The 15,386-nt window shown below is 70.9% G+C and carries 14 protein-coding genes; 3 read left to right on the top strand and 11 right to left on the bottom strand.

Translation table 11 applies throughout. The annotated features are described in order from the left end of the window. Window positions 1–42 precede the first annotated feature (42 nt). The 6 genes from E9232_RS06270 to E9232_RS06295 all read right to left on the bottom strand — a co-directional run bounded on the left by E9232_RS06270 (window position 43) and on the right by E9232_RS06295 (window position 6,247). Window positions 43–1,176, bottom strand: coding sequence for an ABC transporter substrate-binding protein (locus E9232_RS06270; RefSeq protein ID WP_309792771.1), 1,134 nt, complete (start codon window positions 1,174–1,176; stop codon window positions 43–45). Between the two features lie 45 nt (window positions 1,177–1,221). Then, the gene (locus tag E9232_RS06275; protein ID WP_309792772.1) at window positions 1,222–2,259 is read right to left on the bottom strand and encodes an ABC transporter permease; all 1,038 of its coding nucleotides are present in this window, start codon (window positions 2,257–2,259) and stop codon (window positions 1,222–1,224) included. Then, complete coding sequence (locus E9232_RS06280; RefSeq protein WP_309792773.1) at window positions 2,256–3,233, bottom strand: ABC transporter permease; 978 nt, start codon at window positions 3,231–3,233, stop codon at window positions 2,256–2,258. Before E9232_RS06280 ends, E9232_RS06275 begins: the two co-directional genes overlap by 4 nt. Next, window positions 3,230–4,756, bottom strand: a complete 1,527-nt coding sequence (locus tag E9232_RS06285) for a sugar ABC transporter ATP-binding protein (RefSeq protein WP_309792774.1) — start codon at window positions 4,754–4,756, stop codon at window positions 3,230–3,232. Before E9232_RS06285 ends, E9232_RS06280 begins: the two co-directional genes overlap by 4 nt. Beyond that, window positions 4,753–5,604, bottom strand: a complete 852-nt coding sequence (locus tag E9232_RS06290; protein WP_309792775.1) for a sugar phosphate isomerase/epimerase family protein — start codon at window positions 5,602–5,604, stop codon at window positions 4,753–4,755. The genes E9232_RS06285 and E9232_RS06290 overlap by 4 nt, the downstream gene beginning before the upstream one ends. Window positions 5,605–5,773: 169 nt before the next feature. Then, window positions 5,774–6,247: a YaiI/YqxD family protein gene (locus tag E9232_RS06295; RefSeq protein WP_445351982.1), complete on the bottom strand. Its 474-nt coding sequence runs from the start codon at window positions 6,245–6,247 to the stop codon at window positions 5,774–5,776. Between the two features lie 115 nt (window positions 6,248–6,362). On the opposite strand from E9232_RS06295, the gene E9232_RS06300 reads away from it, so the two are divergent. The 3 genes from E9232_RS06300 (at window position 6,363) to E9232_RS06310 (ending at window position 10,911) form a co-directional block, all read left to right on the top strand. Beyond that, window positions 6,363–7,421 (top strand): DNA topoisomerase IB, encoded by a 1,059-nt coding sequence (locus E9232_RS06300; RefSeq protein ID WP_309792777.1) that lies wholly within the window; start codon window positions 6,363–6,365, stop codon window positions 7,419–7,421. A gap of 403 nt (window positions 7,422–7,824) precedes the next feature. After that, window positions 7,825–9,567 carry an ABC transporter permease gene (locus E9232_RS06305; RefSeq protein ID WP_309792778.1) on the top strand — a complete coding sequence of 581 codons (1,743 nt, stop codon included), beginning with the start codon at window positions 7,825–7,827 and terminating at the stop codon, window positions 9,565–9,567. A 9-nt stretch (window positions 9,568–9,576) separates the two neighbouring features. Continuing rightward, complete coding sequence (locus E9232_RS06310) at window positions 9,577–10,911, top strand: ABC transporter ATP-binding protein (protein ID WP_309792779.1); 1,335 nt, start codon at window positions 9,577–9,579, stop codon at window positions 10,909–10,911. A 32-nt stretch (window positions 10,912–10,943) separates the two neighbouring features. On the opposite strand, the gene E9232_RS06315 is transcribed toward E9232_RS06310, so the two are convergent. From E9232_RS06315 to E9232_RS06335, 5 genes are all read right to left on the bottom strand, one after another. Further along, window positions 10,944–12,215 carry a hydroxyacid-oxoacid transhydrogenase gene (locus tag E9232_RS06315; RefSeq protein ID WP_309792781.1) on the bottom strand — a complete coding sequence of 424 codons (1,272 nt, stop codon included), beginning with the start codon at window positions 12,213–12,215 and terminating at the stop codon, window positions 10,944–10,946. Window positions 12,216–12,314: 99 nt separating this feature from the next. Beyond that, complete coding sequence (locus E9232_RS06320) at window positions 12,315–13,274, bottom strand: nucleoside hydrolase (protein WP_309792783.1); 960 nt, start codon at window positions 13,272–13,274, stop codon at window positions 12,315–12,317. 77 nt (window positions 13,275–13,351) lie between these two features. Next, entirely contained in the window at window positions 13,352–13,552 is a 201-nt protein-coding gene (locus tag E9232_RS06325) for a (2Fe-2S)-binding protein (RefSeq protein WP_309792784.1), read from the bottom strand. Between the two features lie 67 nt (window positions 13,553–13,619). Next, complete coding sequence (locus E9232_RS06330; protein WP_309792785.1) at window positions 13,620–14,234, bottom strand: CDP-alcohol phosphatidyltransferase family protein; 615 nt, start codon at window positions 14,232–14,234, stop codon at window positions 13,620–13,622. Next, entirely contained in the window at window positions 14,231–15,235 is a 1,005-nt protein-coding gene (locus E9232_RS06335; RefSeq protein WP_309792786.1) for a lysylphosphatidylglycerol synthase domain-containing protein, read from the bottom strand. The genes E9232_RS06330 and E9232_RS06335 overlap by 4 nt, the downstream gene beginning before the upstream one ends. Window positions 15,236–15,386: the final 151 nt, after the last annotated feature.

The raw sequence follows: 15,386 nt of genomic DNA on the forward strand, positions 1-15,386 counted from the left end.
GTCAGAGCGGGGGTGGACCCGAGCCCACCCCCAGCGCGTTGGCTATTTTCCGGTCCACCGCTGCGGATAGTCCGGCATCTCCTCGCAGCCGCACATCGCGTAGTGCAGCGGCGGCATCTTCTCGTTGACGTATTTGTCGAGGTTGTCGGCCGTGATCGTCGGCTGCGGCAGCGACCAGGCCGGGCCCGGCACCGCTTCGCCCTTGAGCACGCGCAGCGCCGCGATGACGGCGGTGCGCCACTGGTAGGTCGGGTAGGTCGGCGCCACCGCCTTCATCCCCGACTGCTTCCACTTCTGCAGGAAGTCCTGCTGGTCTTCGCCGGTGACGATCGGCACCGCCATGCCCTGGTCCTCGAACGCCTCGATGGCGGCGACGCTGGTGGCGCCGGCATCCATCCACACGGCATCAAGCTTGCCGGTCCGGGTCAGGTAGTCCTCGACGATCGACTTGGTCTTGGCCCGGTCGCCATCGGTGAATTCGACGCCGACCACCTGAATACCCTTCTCGTCGAAGATGCGCTTGGCCGCGGCCCAGCGGTTCTCCAGCACGTCGACGCCGGGCAGGATGCGCAGGGCCAGCACCTTGCCGCCCTTCGGCACGTTGGCGGCGATGTAGTCGGCCGCGGCGATGCCGAAGGCGTAGCCGCCGATCGGCTTGACCACGGTGACCGGGCAGTCCGTCAGCACGCCGCGGTCGAAGATGATGACCGGCACCTGCTTGCAGGCTTCCTCCACCGCCGGGGTCAGCGCCGCGGTGGTGTTCGGCGACACGATCAGCACGTCGCATTTGCCGCTGGCCAGCATCGCCTTGATGTCGGAGATCTGCTTGTCGTCCTTGCCCTCGGCGTCGGCCACGGTGAAGGAGGCGATGTCGCTCTTGTGGATGTCGACCTCGGCCTGCATCGTCAGCCAGCCGACCACGCGCCAGGGATTGCCGACCCCGGCGTTGGAGAAGCACAGCTTGTAGGGCCCGGGCTTCTTGTACTTGGCGGTGTCGACCATGCCGCCGCCGATATGCTGCTCCCACGGCTTGTCGGCCGGGCCTTCCGCCTTCTCGGACATCATCGCCCGCTGGGCCGCGAACTCCTTGGGGTCGTCGAAGCTCTGCGCCTGCGCCGCGCCGCCGGCTGCCACGGCCAAAAGGGCAGCGGCGCCGATCATCGTCCCGATACGCATGACATTCCTCCCTCATTGTTCTGGTTCTTGGAATGGGTGCCGGAGCTACGCACCTCCCCTTCGGCGGCGCCAGACGCTCCAGCCGACGGCGCCGATCAGGATCAGCCCCTGGGCCGCGTCGCGCAGCGGCTTGGGCAGGCCGATCAGGTTGAGCAAAGTGAACAGGGCGGACAGGCTGAGCGCCCCGGCCACCGTGCCGGGCACGGTGCCGCGGCCGCCGAGCAGCTGGGCGCCGCCGATGACGATCGCGGCGATCGCCTGCAGCTCGTAGCCGTCGCCGACATTGGTCGAGACCCCGGCGAAGCCGCCGAGCAGGATGCCCGCCGTCACCGCCGACAGGGCCGAGACCACGAAGGCGATGGTGCGCACCAGGCGGACACGGATGCCCGCCAGCTCCGCCGCCCGCGGGTTGTCGCCCACCGCCAGCAGCAGCCGGCCCAGCACGGTGCCGTGCATCAGCCACCACAGGATCGCGACGGTCACGATCATGACGATGACGGCCAGCGGCAGCAGGTCGATGCCGGGGATGCCGCGCCAGGTCAGCCGGCCGAAATCGCGGAAATTGTCGGGCAGGTAGCCCTGCGGCGACCCGCCGGACCAGGCCAGGGCGATGCCCTTCAGCGACAGCAGCGCGCCGAGCGTGGCGATGATCGACGGCACCTTGAGCCAGGACACCACCAGCCCGTTGACCAGGCCGACGGCGAGGCCGATGGCGTAGAGCAGGCCGATCACCCACCAGGTCTGGGCCGGGTCGCCCTGGATCAGCAGCGACGCGGCCATCACCACCAGGGTGATCAGCGACCCGACCGAGAGGTCGAAGCCGCCGACCACGATGACGAAGAGCTGCCCGGCGGCGAGGATGACCAGCGGCGCCGCCCGGCGCAGGAAGTTCATGTAGCCGTTGGGCTCTAGGAAGGCCGGGCTGGCCACCGTGATCGCCACCAGCAGCAGGATCAGCACCCAATAGGCCGGCCGGACGGCGCCGAGGCGGCGCAGCAGCGACAGCGCGGCGGGGGGGCGGCCGGCAAGGGCTGGGGCGGCCAAGGCTTGCGCAGGGGGCCGCGGTTCGGTGGTCTCGATCATGCCACATGCCCCCGGCTGCGATAGGCGTAGACCGCGACCGCGGCGATGACGATGGCGCCGCGCAGCACCTGCTTCACGAAGGCGTCGATGCCGATCATGGTGAACACCGCATCGAGCGTGCCGAACAGGATGACGCCGGCCAGGGTACCCCAGACCCCGCCGCGGCCACCGGCCAGGATGGTGCCGCCGATCACCACCACGGCGATGGATTCGAGGTCGTAGACGCCGTCGCGCCCGACCCAGGGCGCACCCGAGCGCAGACGGCTGGCGAGGTACAGTCCGGTCAGCCCGGCGCCGAGACTGCAGATGATATGCGCGCCCAGCGTCACCCGGTGGGTGCGGATGCCGGCCAGGCGGGCGCCGTCCGGGTTGCCGCCGGTGGCGTAGAGATGCGCGCCGAACCGGGTCGAGCGCAGCACGAAGGCGGCGGCGGCGGTCAGCACGAACAGCCCGATCACCGGATAGGGCACCGGCCCGACCTGGCCATAGGCGAGCACCTGGAAGCTTTCCGGCACCGACCCGGCGAAGTTCTGGAACGAGGCGCTGAGCAGCCCCTGCAGGATCAGCCCGACGCCGAGCGTGGCGATCAGCGGGTTGATCTCGAGCCGCGTCACCAGCAGGCCGTTCACCACCCCGACCAGGGCCGAGATGGCCAGCACCGCGGCCACCGCCGGCAGCATCATCGCCGGGTCGCCCTGCATCATCCAGGACGCCATCACCGCGGCGACGCTGACCAGGTTGGCGACCGACAGGTCGATCGACCGGGCCAGGATGACGAAGGTCTGGCCCAGCGCCACGAAGCCGAGCGCCACCACCCGTTCCAGCACCGCGATGACGCCGTCGGGCGACAGCTGGGCGGTCTGGCCGGTGGCCAGCGCGGTGACGGCGAAGGCGATCGCGGACCCGGCGATCAGGATCAGCGGCACCGGCAGCTCGGCGCGCCGTGGCCGCCCGGCGGCGACGGTCGCGCTCATGCCGCACCCGCCTGGATCGGGGCGGCATCCGACCGGTGGCCGGTGGCCAGCGCCATGATCTCCTCCTCGGTCGCGCCGGCCGGCCGTTCGCCCACGATCCGCCCGCCGCGCATCACCAGGATGCGGTCGGCCAGGCCCAGCGCCTCCGGCAGGTCCGAGGTCGAGACCAGGATGCCCTTGCCGCGGCCGGTGAAGCCGCGCATCAGCCGGTAGATCGCCGCCTTGGCGGCGACGTCGACGCCGCGGGTCGGTTCGGCGAAGACCAGCAACTCCGGGTCGCAGGCCAGCCAGCGCGCCAGGATCGCCTTCTGCTGGTTGCCGCCCGACAGCAGCCGGGTCTCCTGGTCCCAGCTGCTGGCGCGGACATCGACCGCCTGCAGCAGCCCGTCGATCGCCGCGGCCCCGACCGACTTGCCCTTCGGCCAGGCCAGCAGCCCGGCCAGGCCGCGCCGGGCCAACAGGCCGTTGTCGCGCACCGACTGCATCAGCGCCAACCCGTCGCGCTTGCGGTCGTCGGGGACGAGGCCGAGCCCGTGCGCGACCCCCGCCCGGGCCGATCCCGGCCTGGTCTCCCGCTCCGCGATCCACATCCGGCCGGACAGGAACGGATCGGCCCCGACCACGGCGCGGGCCAGCGCGGTCTTGCCCGACCCTTCCAGCCCGGCGATGGCGACGATCTCGCCGCGCCGCACCGTCAGGTCGATGCCGGACACCGTGGCGTTGCCGCAGGCCTCGACCCGCAGCACGGGGTCGCCGGGCGGATCGCTGGGCCGCGGCGGGAAATAGTCGCTGAGCGGCCGCCCGACCATCAGCCGCACCACCTCGTCCGAATGCGTCTCGGCCCGCGGCCGGGTGGCGACGTGGCGGCCATCCTTCAGCACGGTGACGGTGTCGGCGATGGCGAACACCTCCGGCATCCGGTGCGAGATGTAGACCACGGCGACGCCGGTGGCCTTGAGGCCGCGGATCAGGGCCAGCAGCCGCGCCGCCTCGACGTCGTCCAGCGCCGCGGTCGGCTCGTCCATCACCAGGATGCGGGCGTCGATCGCCAGGGCCTTGGCGATCTCCACCGTCTGCTGCTCGGCGATGGTCAGGTCGCGGGCCGGCGTCTCCGGGTCGATGCCGGAGGACAGGCGGGACAGCAGGGCGCGGGCGCCGTCGCGCATCGCCGCCCGGTCCAGCCGGAAGCGCCGCACCGGCTCGATGCCGAGATGGATGTTCTCCGCCACCGTGCGGTCGGGCAGCAGACTCAGCTCCTGGTGGATGATGCTGATGCCGGCGGCGCGGGCGGCGGCGGGATGCGGAAAGCGCACCGGTGCGCCATCGATCAGGATCTCGCCGGCGTCGGGGGCGTGGACGCCACCCAACACCTTGATCAGCGTCGACTTGCCAGCGCCGTTCTCGCCGCACAGGGCGTGGATCTCGCCGGCGCGGCAGGCGAAGGCGACGCCGTCGAGCGCGACCACGCCGGGGAAGGCCTTGCAGATGCCGCGCATCTCGAAGCGGGGGGCGGTGGCGCTCATGCCGCGGCCTCCCACTCTCGCCGGATCAGGGCGATGGACTCCGCGAACAGCGTGTCGAGGTCGGGGAACATGTCGCGCCAGATCCGGGTGGCCGCGGCCAGGTCCGGCAGCGACCGGCCGAAGGCCTCGACCGTCAGCCAGCCATCATAGCCGGTGGCGCGGATGGCGCGGAGGATCGCCGGGAACGGGATGTGCCCGCGGCCCGGGATGCCGCGGTCATTCTCCGAAATGTGGATGTGGGTGATGCCCGCGGCATGGGCGCCGATGACCCCGATTGGGTCGCGCTCTTCGATGTTGGCGTGGAAGGTATCGTACATGAAGCCGAAACTCGGGTGCCCGACCCAGGCGCGCAGGGCTTCCGCCTGCGCCATGGTGTTCAGGGCGTAGCATTCGAAGCGGTTGACCGCCTCGATCGACAGATGGATCCCGGCCCCCTGGGCGCGGCCGGCGGCCCAGTGCAGTGCCTCTGCCAGATTCGCCAGTTCGTCCTCGGTCGGGCCGGAACCCGAGAACACGCCGAGCGGCGAATGGTACGGGCCGCCCATCACGGTGGCGCCGAGGGCGTGGCCGCAATCGACCGCCCAGGCCAGCCGGTCGCGCGCCCGGGCCCGGATCGCGGGGTCCGCGCTCATCGGGCTGCTGTCCGGATCGGGGATCACGGTGGTGAAGGTGCGGGCCAGGCCGAGATCGTCGAGCACCCTGCCGAGCGCGGCGCAATCGGCGGCGGTGCCACCCATGACCGGCACCTCGACGCCGTCATAGCCGTGGCGCTTGAGGGATTCGAGCACCCGATGGTCGGCGGGCCCGATGGCCCCCCCGATCACCAGGAGGTTGAAGCCGATTTGCACGCGTTCCTCCCAGGGTCCGGGCCCGTGGCTGCTGCCCGGGCCCTGGCTCTTTTGTGGAAGGATGGCGGCAGCGCCGGCCCAGCGTCAACGCGGCGGCACGATCCGATGTCCGGTATTCTGGACAAGCGCCGTTCCGCTGGACGAGCGGCCAGGGATGGCCCGGCGCCGCTCAGGCGGCCGGCGCGCCCCGGGGCGGCGGGGCGCGGCGCAGGCGGACCACGGCGGCATCGAGCGCCGAGAGGAAAGTCGATTTGTCCTTGGCCACCATCGGCTTGTTGCCGCCGCCGACTGTGCCCATGGCGCGCAGGTCGGCCATCAGCGCCCGGCTGGCCAGCGCCATGCCGATCGATTCCTTGGTGAAGGGCCGGCCGGTGTTGCCGATCACGGTCGACCCCGATTTCAGGCAGCGATCGGCCAGCTGGATGTCGGCGGTGACGACGATGTCCGCCGGCCCGCAGCGCTCGGCGATCCAGTCGTCGGCCGCGTCGAAGCCGTCGCCGACGATCACCAACTGGATGAGCGGGTCGCGCGGCACCATCACCCCGCCATTGGTGACGACGAAGACCGGCAGGCCGTAGCGCTCGGCGACGCGGTAGATCTCCGCCTTCACCGGGCAGGCGTCGGCGTCGACAAGGATGCGGATCGGGTCGGTCACGGGCTGCAGTCGGTTGCGATGGGGACCGGAACCATAGCGGCGACGGCGCCGTTGCTCCAGCGCCCTTCCCGCCCCCTTTCCGGCAAGGATCGCCCTGTCCAGCATGGCCGACGCCGCCGCATCGCCCGATCCGACCCCACCTGAGGAAGCGCAGGCGAACGGCCTGCGCTATGTCAGCGACGCCGATCCCGGCATCCGCCGCCGCCGCGCCGGCAAGGGCTTCGCCTACCGCCTGCCCGACGGCACGGTATTGCGCGACCCGAAGGTGCTGAAGCGCATCGCCAGCCTCGCCATCCCGCCGGCCTACACCGATGTCTGGATCTGCCCGGATCCGCGCGGCCACATCCAGGCCACCGGGCGCGACCAGCGCGGGCGCAAGCAGTACCGCTACCACCCGCGTTGGAAGGAGGCGCGGGCGGAGACCAAATACGGCCGCATGGTCGCCTTCGGCCGCGCCCTGCCCCGCATCCGCAAGCGCGTCGACGCCGACCTGGCCGAGCGCGGCCTGACCCGGGCCAAGGTGCTGGCGGCGATCGTGCGGCTGCTGGAGGCCACGCTGATCCGCATCGGCAACGACGAATACGCCAGGACCAACAAGAGCTTCGGCCTGACCACGCTGCGCAAGCGCCATGTCGATGTCGAGGGCGGCGCCATCCGCTTCGAGTTCAAGGCCAAGAGCGGCGTGCTGCACCGGTCGGCCTTCCACGACCGCCGCATCGCGCGCATCGTCCGGTCGTGCCAGGACCTGCCGGGCCACCGCCTGTTCCAGTACGTCGACGATGCCGGCGAGCGCCAGGCGGTCGGGTCGGACGAGGTGAACCAGTACCTGCGCGAGATCGCCGGCGAGGACTTCACCGCCAAGGATTTCCGCACCTGGGCCGGGACGCTGCTGGCCGCCCAGCTGCTGTCCGCCGACCCCGACCCGGAGGCGGCGCCGACCAAGGCCGCGGTGGTGCGCTGCATCGAGCAGGTGGCGGTGCAGCTGGGCAACACGCCGGCGGTGTGCCGGGCCTGCTATGTCCATCCCGGGGTGGTCGGCGCCTATCTCGACGGGCGCCTCGCCACCACCCTGCGCTGGCCGCCGGGCGACGATCCCGACGGCCGCCGTGGCGAGGCCGCGCTGCTGCGATTCCTCAAGCGGCTGGACGGCGCCGCGGCCTGATCGTCCTGGCCTGAACCTTACAAATTGGTCACAGGGCCAAAAGGCCTTGACCGCTTCGCTGCGCGGGTCGATATCGCCGGTGTCGGGGCCAGCCGCCGACGCAATCAAGGATCCGCCGCTCCCATGAGCACGCCCAGTCGACCTAGCGCGACTTTGCCGGCGCCGACGCTGCGAGCCTGACCCTCCGGGGATCCGGTTCCCCTCGTCGCGCGGCCAGGCCGCGCCGGTGCGAGGTGAACCATGAACCACCTGCCATTCGATCTTCGTCCCAGCTATCGGCGCGTCTCCTTGGAAGGCGACGACCGAAGGCCAGTCTGACGCCGGCTTAGAGCCGGACGTTCCGCGCCGCGCGTCCCCCTGGGAGGCGCGGTGACTGCGACTGCCTGCCCATCGGACGAAGACCATGACCCTGCACCACCCCGCCCTCGCGGCGGAGCGGCCCCGCTTCCTGCCCAACCTCTGGGACCTGGTGGCCTTTTCCCTCGTCTTCGGCGCCATCGTGCTGGTCGCCCATGGCGGCCGCGCGACCCTGGCGCCGCTGGCCAGCGTCCAGCAGACGCCGATCTCGCTCGACCCGCTGGCGCTGCCCGACTACGCCCTGCGCACCACCCTGCGCATGCTGGCGGCGATCGTCGCCTCGCTGGTCTTCACCTTCGTCTACGCCACCGCGGCGGCCAAGAGCCGGCGGGCCGAGATGGTGCTGATCCCGCTCCTGGACATCCTGCAGTCGGTGCCGGTGCTGGGCTTCCTGTCCTTCACCGTGGTCGGCTTCATGGCCCTGTTCCCGGGCCAGGTGGTGGGCGTGGAATGCGCCGCGGTGTTCGCCATCTTCACCTCCCAGGCCTGGAACATGACCTTCAGCTTCTACCAGTCGCTGAAGACCGTGCCGCGCGACCTGGACGAGGCCAGCCGCAGCTTCCGCCTGTCCGCCTGGCAGCGCTTCTGGCGGCTGGAGGTGCCCTTCGCCATGCCCGGGCTGGTGTGGAACACCATGATGTCGATGTCCGGCGGCTGGTTCTTCGTGGTGGCGTCGGAGGCGATCTCGGTCGGCGACACCACCATCACCCTGCCCGGCGTCGGCTCCTACGTCGCCCGGGCGATCGACCAGCGCGACCTGGCCGCCGTCGGCTGGGCGGTGCTGGTGATGGGCGCCGTGATCCTGGCCTATGACCAGTTTCTGTTCCGGCCGCTGGTGGCCTGGGCCGAGAAGTTCCGCTTCGAGCAGTCGGCCGGCACCACTGTGCCGCGGTCCTGGCTGCTGACCCTGGTGCAGCGCACCCGGCTGTTCCAGATCGCCCTGGCCCCGGTCGGCGCGGTGATCCGCACCGTGTCGCGGCGGCGCTTCGCCTTCATCCCGGCCGGCGACGGCCGCGGCGGCGCGGTCGCCCGGATGTGGTCCAGCCGCTGGGCCGACGGCGCCTTCGCCGCGGTGGTGCTGGCGGCGATCGCCTATGCCCTGTGGCAGATCGTCGGCTTCGTCGCCACCGAGCTGAGCTGGGCCGATGCCGGCGAGGCGGTGCTGCTGGGCTGCTTCACCCTGATCCGCGTCGTGGTGCTGATCGCGCTGGCAACGGTGGTCTGGGTGCCGATCGGGGTCTGGATCGGCCTGCGCCCGCGGGTCGCCGAGCGGGTGCAGCCGCTGGCGCAGTTCCTGGCCGCCTTCCCCGCCAACATCGCCTTCCCCTTCGCAGTGGTGGCGATCGTGCGGCTGGGCCTGAACCCCGACGTCTGGCTGGCGCCGCTGATGGTGCTGGGCACCCAGTGGTACATCCTGTTCAACGTCATCGCCGGGGCCAGCGCCTTCCCGACCGACCTGCGCGAGGCGGCGTCCAGCTTCCGCATCCGCGGCTGGAAGTGGTGGCGCAAGATCATCCTGCCCGGGATCTTCCCCTACTACGTGACCGGGGCGATCACCGCCAGCGGCGGGTCGTGGAACGCCAGCATCGTCGCCGAGGTGGCGAGCTGGGGCGACACCACCCTGACCGCGCACGGCCTCGGCGCCTACATCGCCCAGGCCACGGCGGCGGCGGACTATCCGCGCATCGTGCTCGGCATCGCCGTCATGTCGGTCTTCGTCTCGCTGTTCAACCGGCTGCTGTGGCGGCCGCTCTTCACCTTCGCCGCCCGCCGGCTGCGCCTGGACTGAGGAAAGATCATGTACGACACCACCACCCTCCCGCGCCCGGCTGCGAACGACAATCCGGTCCTGGTCGACATCGCCGGCGTCCGGCAGGCCTATCACAAGGGCGACAACGACCTGCTGGTGCTCGACGACGTGTCGATGACCATCCGCGAGGGCGAGATCGTCGGGCTGCTCGGCCGCTCCGGCTCGGGCAAGTCCTCGCTGCTGCGCATCATCGCCGGCCTGGTGCCGCCGACCGCCGGCGCCGTGACCTGGTGCGGCCGCCCCATCTCCGGCCCCTCCGAGGGCCTGTCGATGGTGTTCCAGAGCTTCGCGCTGTTCCCCTGGCTGACCGTGCTGGAGAATGTCGAGATCGGGCTGGAGGCCCAGGGCATCGCCACCGCGGAACGGCGGCGGCGGGCGCTGGAGGCGATCGACCTGATCGGCCTGGACGGATTCGAGAGCGCATATCCGAAGGAGCTGTCGGGCGGCATGCGCCAGCGCGTCGGCTTCGCCCGCGCCTTGGTGGTGCATCCCCGGCTGATGCTGATGGACGAGCCGTTCTCGGCGCTCGACGTGCTGACGGCGGAGACGCTGCGCACCGACCTGATCGAGCTGTGGATGGAGGGCCGGCTGCCGATCAAGTCGATCCTGATGGTGACCCACAACATCGAGGAGGCGATCCTGATGTGCGACCGCGTCCTGATCTTCTCCTCCAACCCCGGCCGGGTGGCGGCGGAGATCCGCATCGACCTGCCGCACCCGCGCAACCGCCTGGACCCGGTGTTCCGGCAGATGGTCGACGACATCTACGCCCGGATGACCAACCGCAGCCCCGGCGGCAAGGCCGAGCCGAAGGCGGGCTTCCCCGGCACCGGCATCGGCATGGAGCTGCCGCATGTCTCGACCAACCTGATGTCGGGGCTGATGGAGGCGCTGGCCGCGCCGCCCTATGCCGGCCGGGCCGACCTGCCGGACCTGGCGGCGACGCTGCAGATGGAGGCGGACGAGCTGTTCCCGATCGCCGAGGCGCTGCAGCTGCTGCGCTTCGCCGAGCTGGCGGACGGCGACATCCACCTGACCGAGCACGGCCGGCTGTTCGTCGAGTCCGACGTCGACCAGCGCAAGCGGCTGTTCGCCGCCCATGCGCTGGCGCATGTGCCGATCGCGGCGCTGATCCGGCGGGTGCTGGACGAGCGGCCGAGCCACCGCGCGCCGCGGCTGCGCTTCTCCGAGGAACTCGAGGATTTCATGTCCGAGGACCGGGCGGAGGAGACTCTTCGCGCCGCGATCTCCTGGGGCCGCTACGCCGAGCTGTTCGCCTATGATGGCGAGAGCGGCCAGTTCAGCCTGGAGAACCCGGCTTGACCGGCGGAGGTCCCAGTTGGTGTTGGGATGCGCTACCAGTTCGCCATCGAGGCCTGCAGGATCCGTTCCAGGTCGCCGCGGCCGACCGGCCTGGGCGCGCCGACCAGCAGGCGCTGCTGCTTCAGCGCGCCGTCGACCAGCGCCGGGATGTCCGCCTCGGCATAGCCCAGCGCGGCGATGCCGCTGGGGGCGCCGACCTGCCGCATCAGCGTGATCAGCGCTTGCGGCAGGCTGTCCGGCCCCGGATCATTGACCGATCGACCGGTCAATAGTTCAGCCGCCTGGATGTGCTTCTCCGGCGCCGCGTCATAGGTGAAGCGGAACGCCGCCGGCGAGGTCACGATCACCGAATAGCCATGCGGCACGAAGGCGTGGTCGCGGCTGTAGCCGGCGGCATGGAAGACGTGCTTCAGCCCGGCGATCGGATAGGCGCAGGCGTGCGGGATGTGCACTCCGGCGGTGCCGAAGCCGATCCCGGCCATGGTGGCGCCCAGCATCATCGTGCCGCGGGCCTCGAGATCGTCGCCGTCGGCCACGGCGCGGGCCAGGAAGCGGCCGCCGAACTCGATCGCCTTGAGCGACCAGATGTCGGCGACGGGGTTGCTGCCCTGGTAGGGCGGCCGGTCGTCGGGCGAGGCCGGCCGCGGCCGCGCGTCGAAGGGCTTCGAGATGTAGGATTCGACGGCGTGGCAGACCACGTCGAGCCCGGCCGAGGCGGTGACGCCGGCCGGCGTCGTCCGCGCCAGCTCCGGGTCGACCACGGCCAGGGTCGGCCGGATATGCCGGTGCGAGATGCCGGTCTTCAGCTTGAGGTCGGGGATGTCGAGGATGGCGACCGTCGTCGCCTCCGACCCCGAGCCGGAGGTGGTCGGCACCGCGATCAGCGGGAACAGCGGCCCCGTCGGCTTGCGGCCGCCGCCGATCGGCGCGTTGACATAATCCATGATCGCGCCGCCGTGGCGCTTGATCAGGTTGGCGACCTTGGCGGTGTCGATGGTCGACCCGCCGCCCAGCGCGACGAAGCCGTCGACATCGGCCGTGGCTGCGAAATCAGCGGCGCGCGACAGCGACTCGAGCGTCGGCTCCACCGCGATGTCCTCGAACCGGACGGTGCCGATGCCGGCGCGCTCGATGATGCCGGCGACCCGGTCGACCAGGCCGAATTCGTGCAGCGCCGGGTCGACGACCAGCAGCACCCGGGCGACGCCCAGGCGCTTCAGGTCCCAGCCCAACTCCTCGACCGCGCCGGCACCGAACTTCAGCGGCGCCGCCTCGATGGTGAAGACGCTTTCCAGGGTCGTCATGGCCGCCATTTCCTCAGACGTCATTCCCGCGAAAGCGGGAATCTCTATCCGGTCAAAGCGTCGCGAGATCCCCGCTTTCGCGGGGATGACGAAGGTGTCTTAAAGCCGCTGCAGCGCCTGGTAGATCAGCTCGAAGAAGCCGGCGGCATCGATGTCGCGCAGCACCCGGCAGTTCTTCGGCCGGTCGGTGCCACCCCATTTCCCGGCCATGCCCCACCAATCGACCACGGTCATCCCAAGCGTGTGCTCGCCCGACAGCTCGATCGCGACATGGCAGTCACGGCCGCCGAACAGCTCCGGCTTCAGCAGATAGGCGATGACGCAGGGGTCGTGCAGCGGCGCGCCGGTCATGCCGTAGCGGTCCATGTCGAAGCGCTCGAAGAAGTCCAGCATGCCGACCACGCTCTTGGCCGCCGGCGTGCCCAGCGCCGCCACCCTGTCCAGCCATGCCCTGGTCGTCAGCGCCTTGTGAGTGACGTCGAGCGGCACCATGGTCAGCTTGATGCCGCTGGTCATCACCACATGGGCGGCGTGCGGGTCGACATAGATGTTGAACTCGGCCGCCGGCGTGGTGTTGCCGCCCTCGAAGAAGCCGCCGCCCATGAACACGATCTCGCGGATCCGCGGCGCGATCCTGGGTTCGCGCACCAGGGCCGAGGCGATGTTGGTCAGGGGGCCGAGCGGGCACAGCGTGTAGGTGCCCTCTGGCGCCGCCATGATGGTGTCGATGATCCAGTCGACCGCATGGCCCGGGACCGGCCTGGTGGTCGGGTCGGGCAGGCCGGAGCCGTCCAGCCCGGTCTTGCCGTGCACCGCCTCGGCGGTGACCAGCGGCCGCACCAGCGGGCGGATCGAACCGGCGACCACCGGGATGTCGGTGCGGCCGGCCAGCTCGCACAGCTTCAGCGCGTTGGCGGTGGTGAGATCCAGCGGCACATTGCCGGCGACGGTGGTGAGGCCGGCGATCTCGAGCTCCGGCGAACCCATCGCCAGCAGGATGGCGATGGCGTCGTCCTGGCCCGGATCGGTGTCGATGATGATGCGCCTGGTCTCGGCCATTCCGCCCTCCCGTTCAAGCTGGTGTCGGGAGGCTGGCTAGCACCGCGGCGCAGTGTCGTACAGGGGGAGCCGGACGGTTATTCGGCGGCGAGCAGCACCGGCACGTCGTCCTGCTCGCGGTTGGCTTCGTTCACCATCTGGCGGATCGCGGTGATGCACTTGCCGCAGCGCGGGGCGCAGCCCAGCCCGGCATAGACCTGACCGGCGCTGCGGGCGCCGGAATCGACGGCGCAGCGGATCTGGGTGTCGTTCAGGGCGTTGCAGATGCAAATGTACATGCGCCGGCGGCTCCGAGGTCTCTCCGCTGGATGTAGATGATATTGCGAATGAGTGTCAATAGGCGCTCTATCCTGCCCGCGCGGCGCGCAGCCGCAGGGCGGTCAGGATGCCGAACACCGGCCCGCCGATGGCCGCCCCGACCAGGATATAGGGGAACAGCCCGAACCAGGCCGCAGGCGCGAACAGGTACAGCGTGTCGTCGAAGTCGAAGCCGAGGATGCCGACATAGGCCTTGGTCTCGACCGCCCCCGCGCTCTCCAGCCGTTGCGACAGGATCGACGCCGCCAGCACGCCGGCGCTGGCCAGCACGCCGAGCAGCGGCGCGACCCAGCCCAGCCCGCTGGTGCGCAGCCCGATGCCGATGCACAGGAACAAGAGCGCGTTGACCGTGATGTCGCAGTAGTAGTCGTAGATGTGGCCGAAGGGCGACGACAGGCCGCCCAGCCGCGCCAGCTCGCCATCCGCCCGGTCGAGCAGGCAGGACAGCAGCCAGATCACCCCGCCCCAGACCGTCCAGCTGGCATCGCCGACGGCGAAGGCGGCGCAGCTCGCCAGGCCGGTGACCAGCCGGCCGGTGGTCAGGTGGTTCGGCGTCACCCGGGTGCCGATCAGGGGCCGGACCATGATCCGGGTCAGCCGGTGGGTCCAGGAGGTGTGGGGCTGGGTGTAGATCGAGCTCATGCCTGTCCGCCGCGTGCGTCCTCCGGCGTCCGCAGCAGGCGCCGGCCTTCGAGGAGATACCAGATCAGCAGCGCCGGCGCATGCAGCACCAGTTCGCGGATACGCTTGACCAGCGACACCGACAGCCCGATCTCCGGCGGCAGGCCGAACATCACGCCGAGCGCCAGGAAGGCGCCGTCCTGCACGCCGAGCGCGCCGGGAATCAGGAAGGCGGCGGTGCGCACCGCCTGGCCCAGGCTTTCCATCACCAGCGCCTCGGCGAAGCCGATGTCGGCGCCCAGCACGTGCAGGGTCAGCCAGACCTCGCCGGCGCCCAGCAGCCAGGACGCCAGGTGCCCGGCCGCCGCCTCGGCCATCGCCCGCCGGTCGCGGTAGATGCTGATCACGGTGTCGTGCAGCCCGGACAGCGACCCGAGTGCCGGCCAGTCGAACTGCTGCGCGATCCGGCCCAGAAGCCGCTCGAACAGCCGGAACATCCCCCAGCGCTGCGCCAGCACGAAGGCGATCCCGGTCAGGATGGCGACGGCCAGGCCGAGCCCGCCCAGCCGCACCATGTCGCCGCCGCCGATCAGCACCAGCACCGACAGGCCGATGGCGAAGAACAGGATCTGGGTCAGGAATTCGAGGGTGAGGTCGACCAGCATCCCCGCCCCGGCCTGCACCGTGCGGGCGCCGTGCAGCGCCAGCACGCGGGCGCCCAGCACGTCGCCGCCGACCTGGGCCACGGGCAGGACCGCATTGGCGGATTCGCGGACCAGCCGGGCCCACAGGAAGGTGCCGAAGCCGGCCGACCACAGCGGCCGCATCGCCGCGCGCCAGCCCAGCGCCGAGCACATCATCGGCAGGATATGGGCGGCGACCACCAGCAGGATGCCGCCGCTGGCGCCGAGCAGTAGGTTCAGCAGCGCCGAAGCATCCTGCGACACGATCAGCCCGATGATGCCGAGCAGCCCGGCGAGGCCGACCAGCGCCGTGGCGAGCTTGATGGCCTGGCGCTTCATGCGCGGGGGCCCGTGCGCAGGCGGGCGCAATCCTTCGATGGAGACGTCACCCTGCGGCGCCGGTCGTGGCGGTCGGGTCGAAGGCTGTGGTGCAATCGCGGCTCGACATGCCTGGGCGGCTCCGTTGGGGCGGGCGGATTAACAGGATAGG

Source organism: Inquilinus ginsengisoli, assembly GCF_031453975.1.
In the GTDB taxonomy this organism is placed as follows: Bacteria; Pseudomonadota; Alphaproteobacteria; order DSM-16000; family Inquilinaceae; genus Inquilinus; species Inquilinus ginsengisoli_A.

Coding starts and splice junctions, on each gene's coding strand:
- E9232_RS06270 (WP_309792771.1), bottom strand. CDS start 1,176: ATGCGTATCGGGACGATGATCGGCGCCGCTGCCCTTTTGGCCGTGGCA.
- E9232_RS06275 (WP_309792772.1), bottom strand. CDS start 2,259: ATGATCGAGACCACCGAACCGCGGCCCCCTGCGCAAGCCTTGGCCGCC.
- E9232_RS06280 (WP_309792773.1), bottom strand. CDS start 3,233: ATGAGCGCGACCGTCGCCGCCGGGCGGCCACGGCGCGCCGAGCTGCCG.
- E9232_RS06285 (WP_309792774.1), bottom strand. CDS start 4,756: ATGAGCGCCACCGCCCCCCGCTTCGAGATGCGCGGCATCTGCAAGGCC.
- E9232_RS06300 (WP_309792777.1), top strand. CDS start 6,363: ATGGCCGACGCCGCCGCATCGCCCGATCCGACCCCACCTGAGGAAGCG.
- E9232_RS06305 (WP_309792778.1), top strand. CDS start 7,825: ATGACCCTGCACCACCCCGCCCTCGCGGCGGAGCGGCCCCGCTTCCTG.
- E9232_RS06310 (WP_309792779.1), top strand. CDS start 9,577: ATGTACGACACCACCACCCTCCCGCGCCCGGCTGCGAACGACAATCCG.
- E9232_RS06315 (WP_309792781.1), bottom strand. CDS start 12,215: ATGACGACCCTGGAAAGCGTCTTCACCATCGAGGCGGCGCCGCTGAAG.
- E9232_RS06320 (WP_309792783.1), bottom strand. CDS start 13,274: ATGGCCGAGACCAGGCGCATCATCATCGACACCGATCCGGGCCAGGAC.
- E9232_RS06325 (WP_309792784.1), bottom strand. CDS start 13,552: ATGTACATTTGCATCTGCAACGCCCTGAACGACACCCAGATCCGCTGC.
- E9232_RS06330 (WP_309792785.1), bottom strand. CDS start 14,234: ATGAGCTCGATCTACACCCAGCCCCACACCTCCTGGACCCACCGGCTG.
- E9232_RS06335 (WP_309792786.1), bottom strand. CDS start 15,235: ATGAAGCGCCAGGCCATCAAGCTCGCCACGGCGCTGGTCGGCCTCGCC.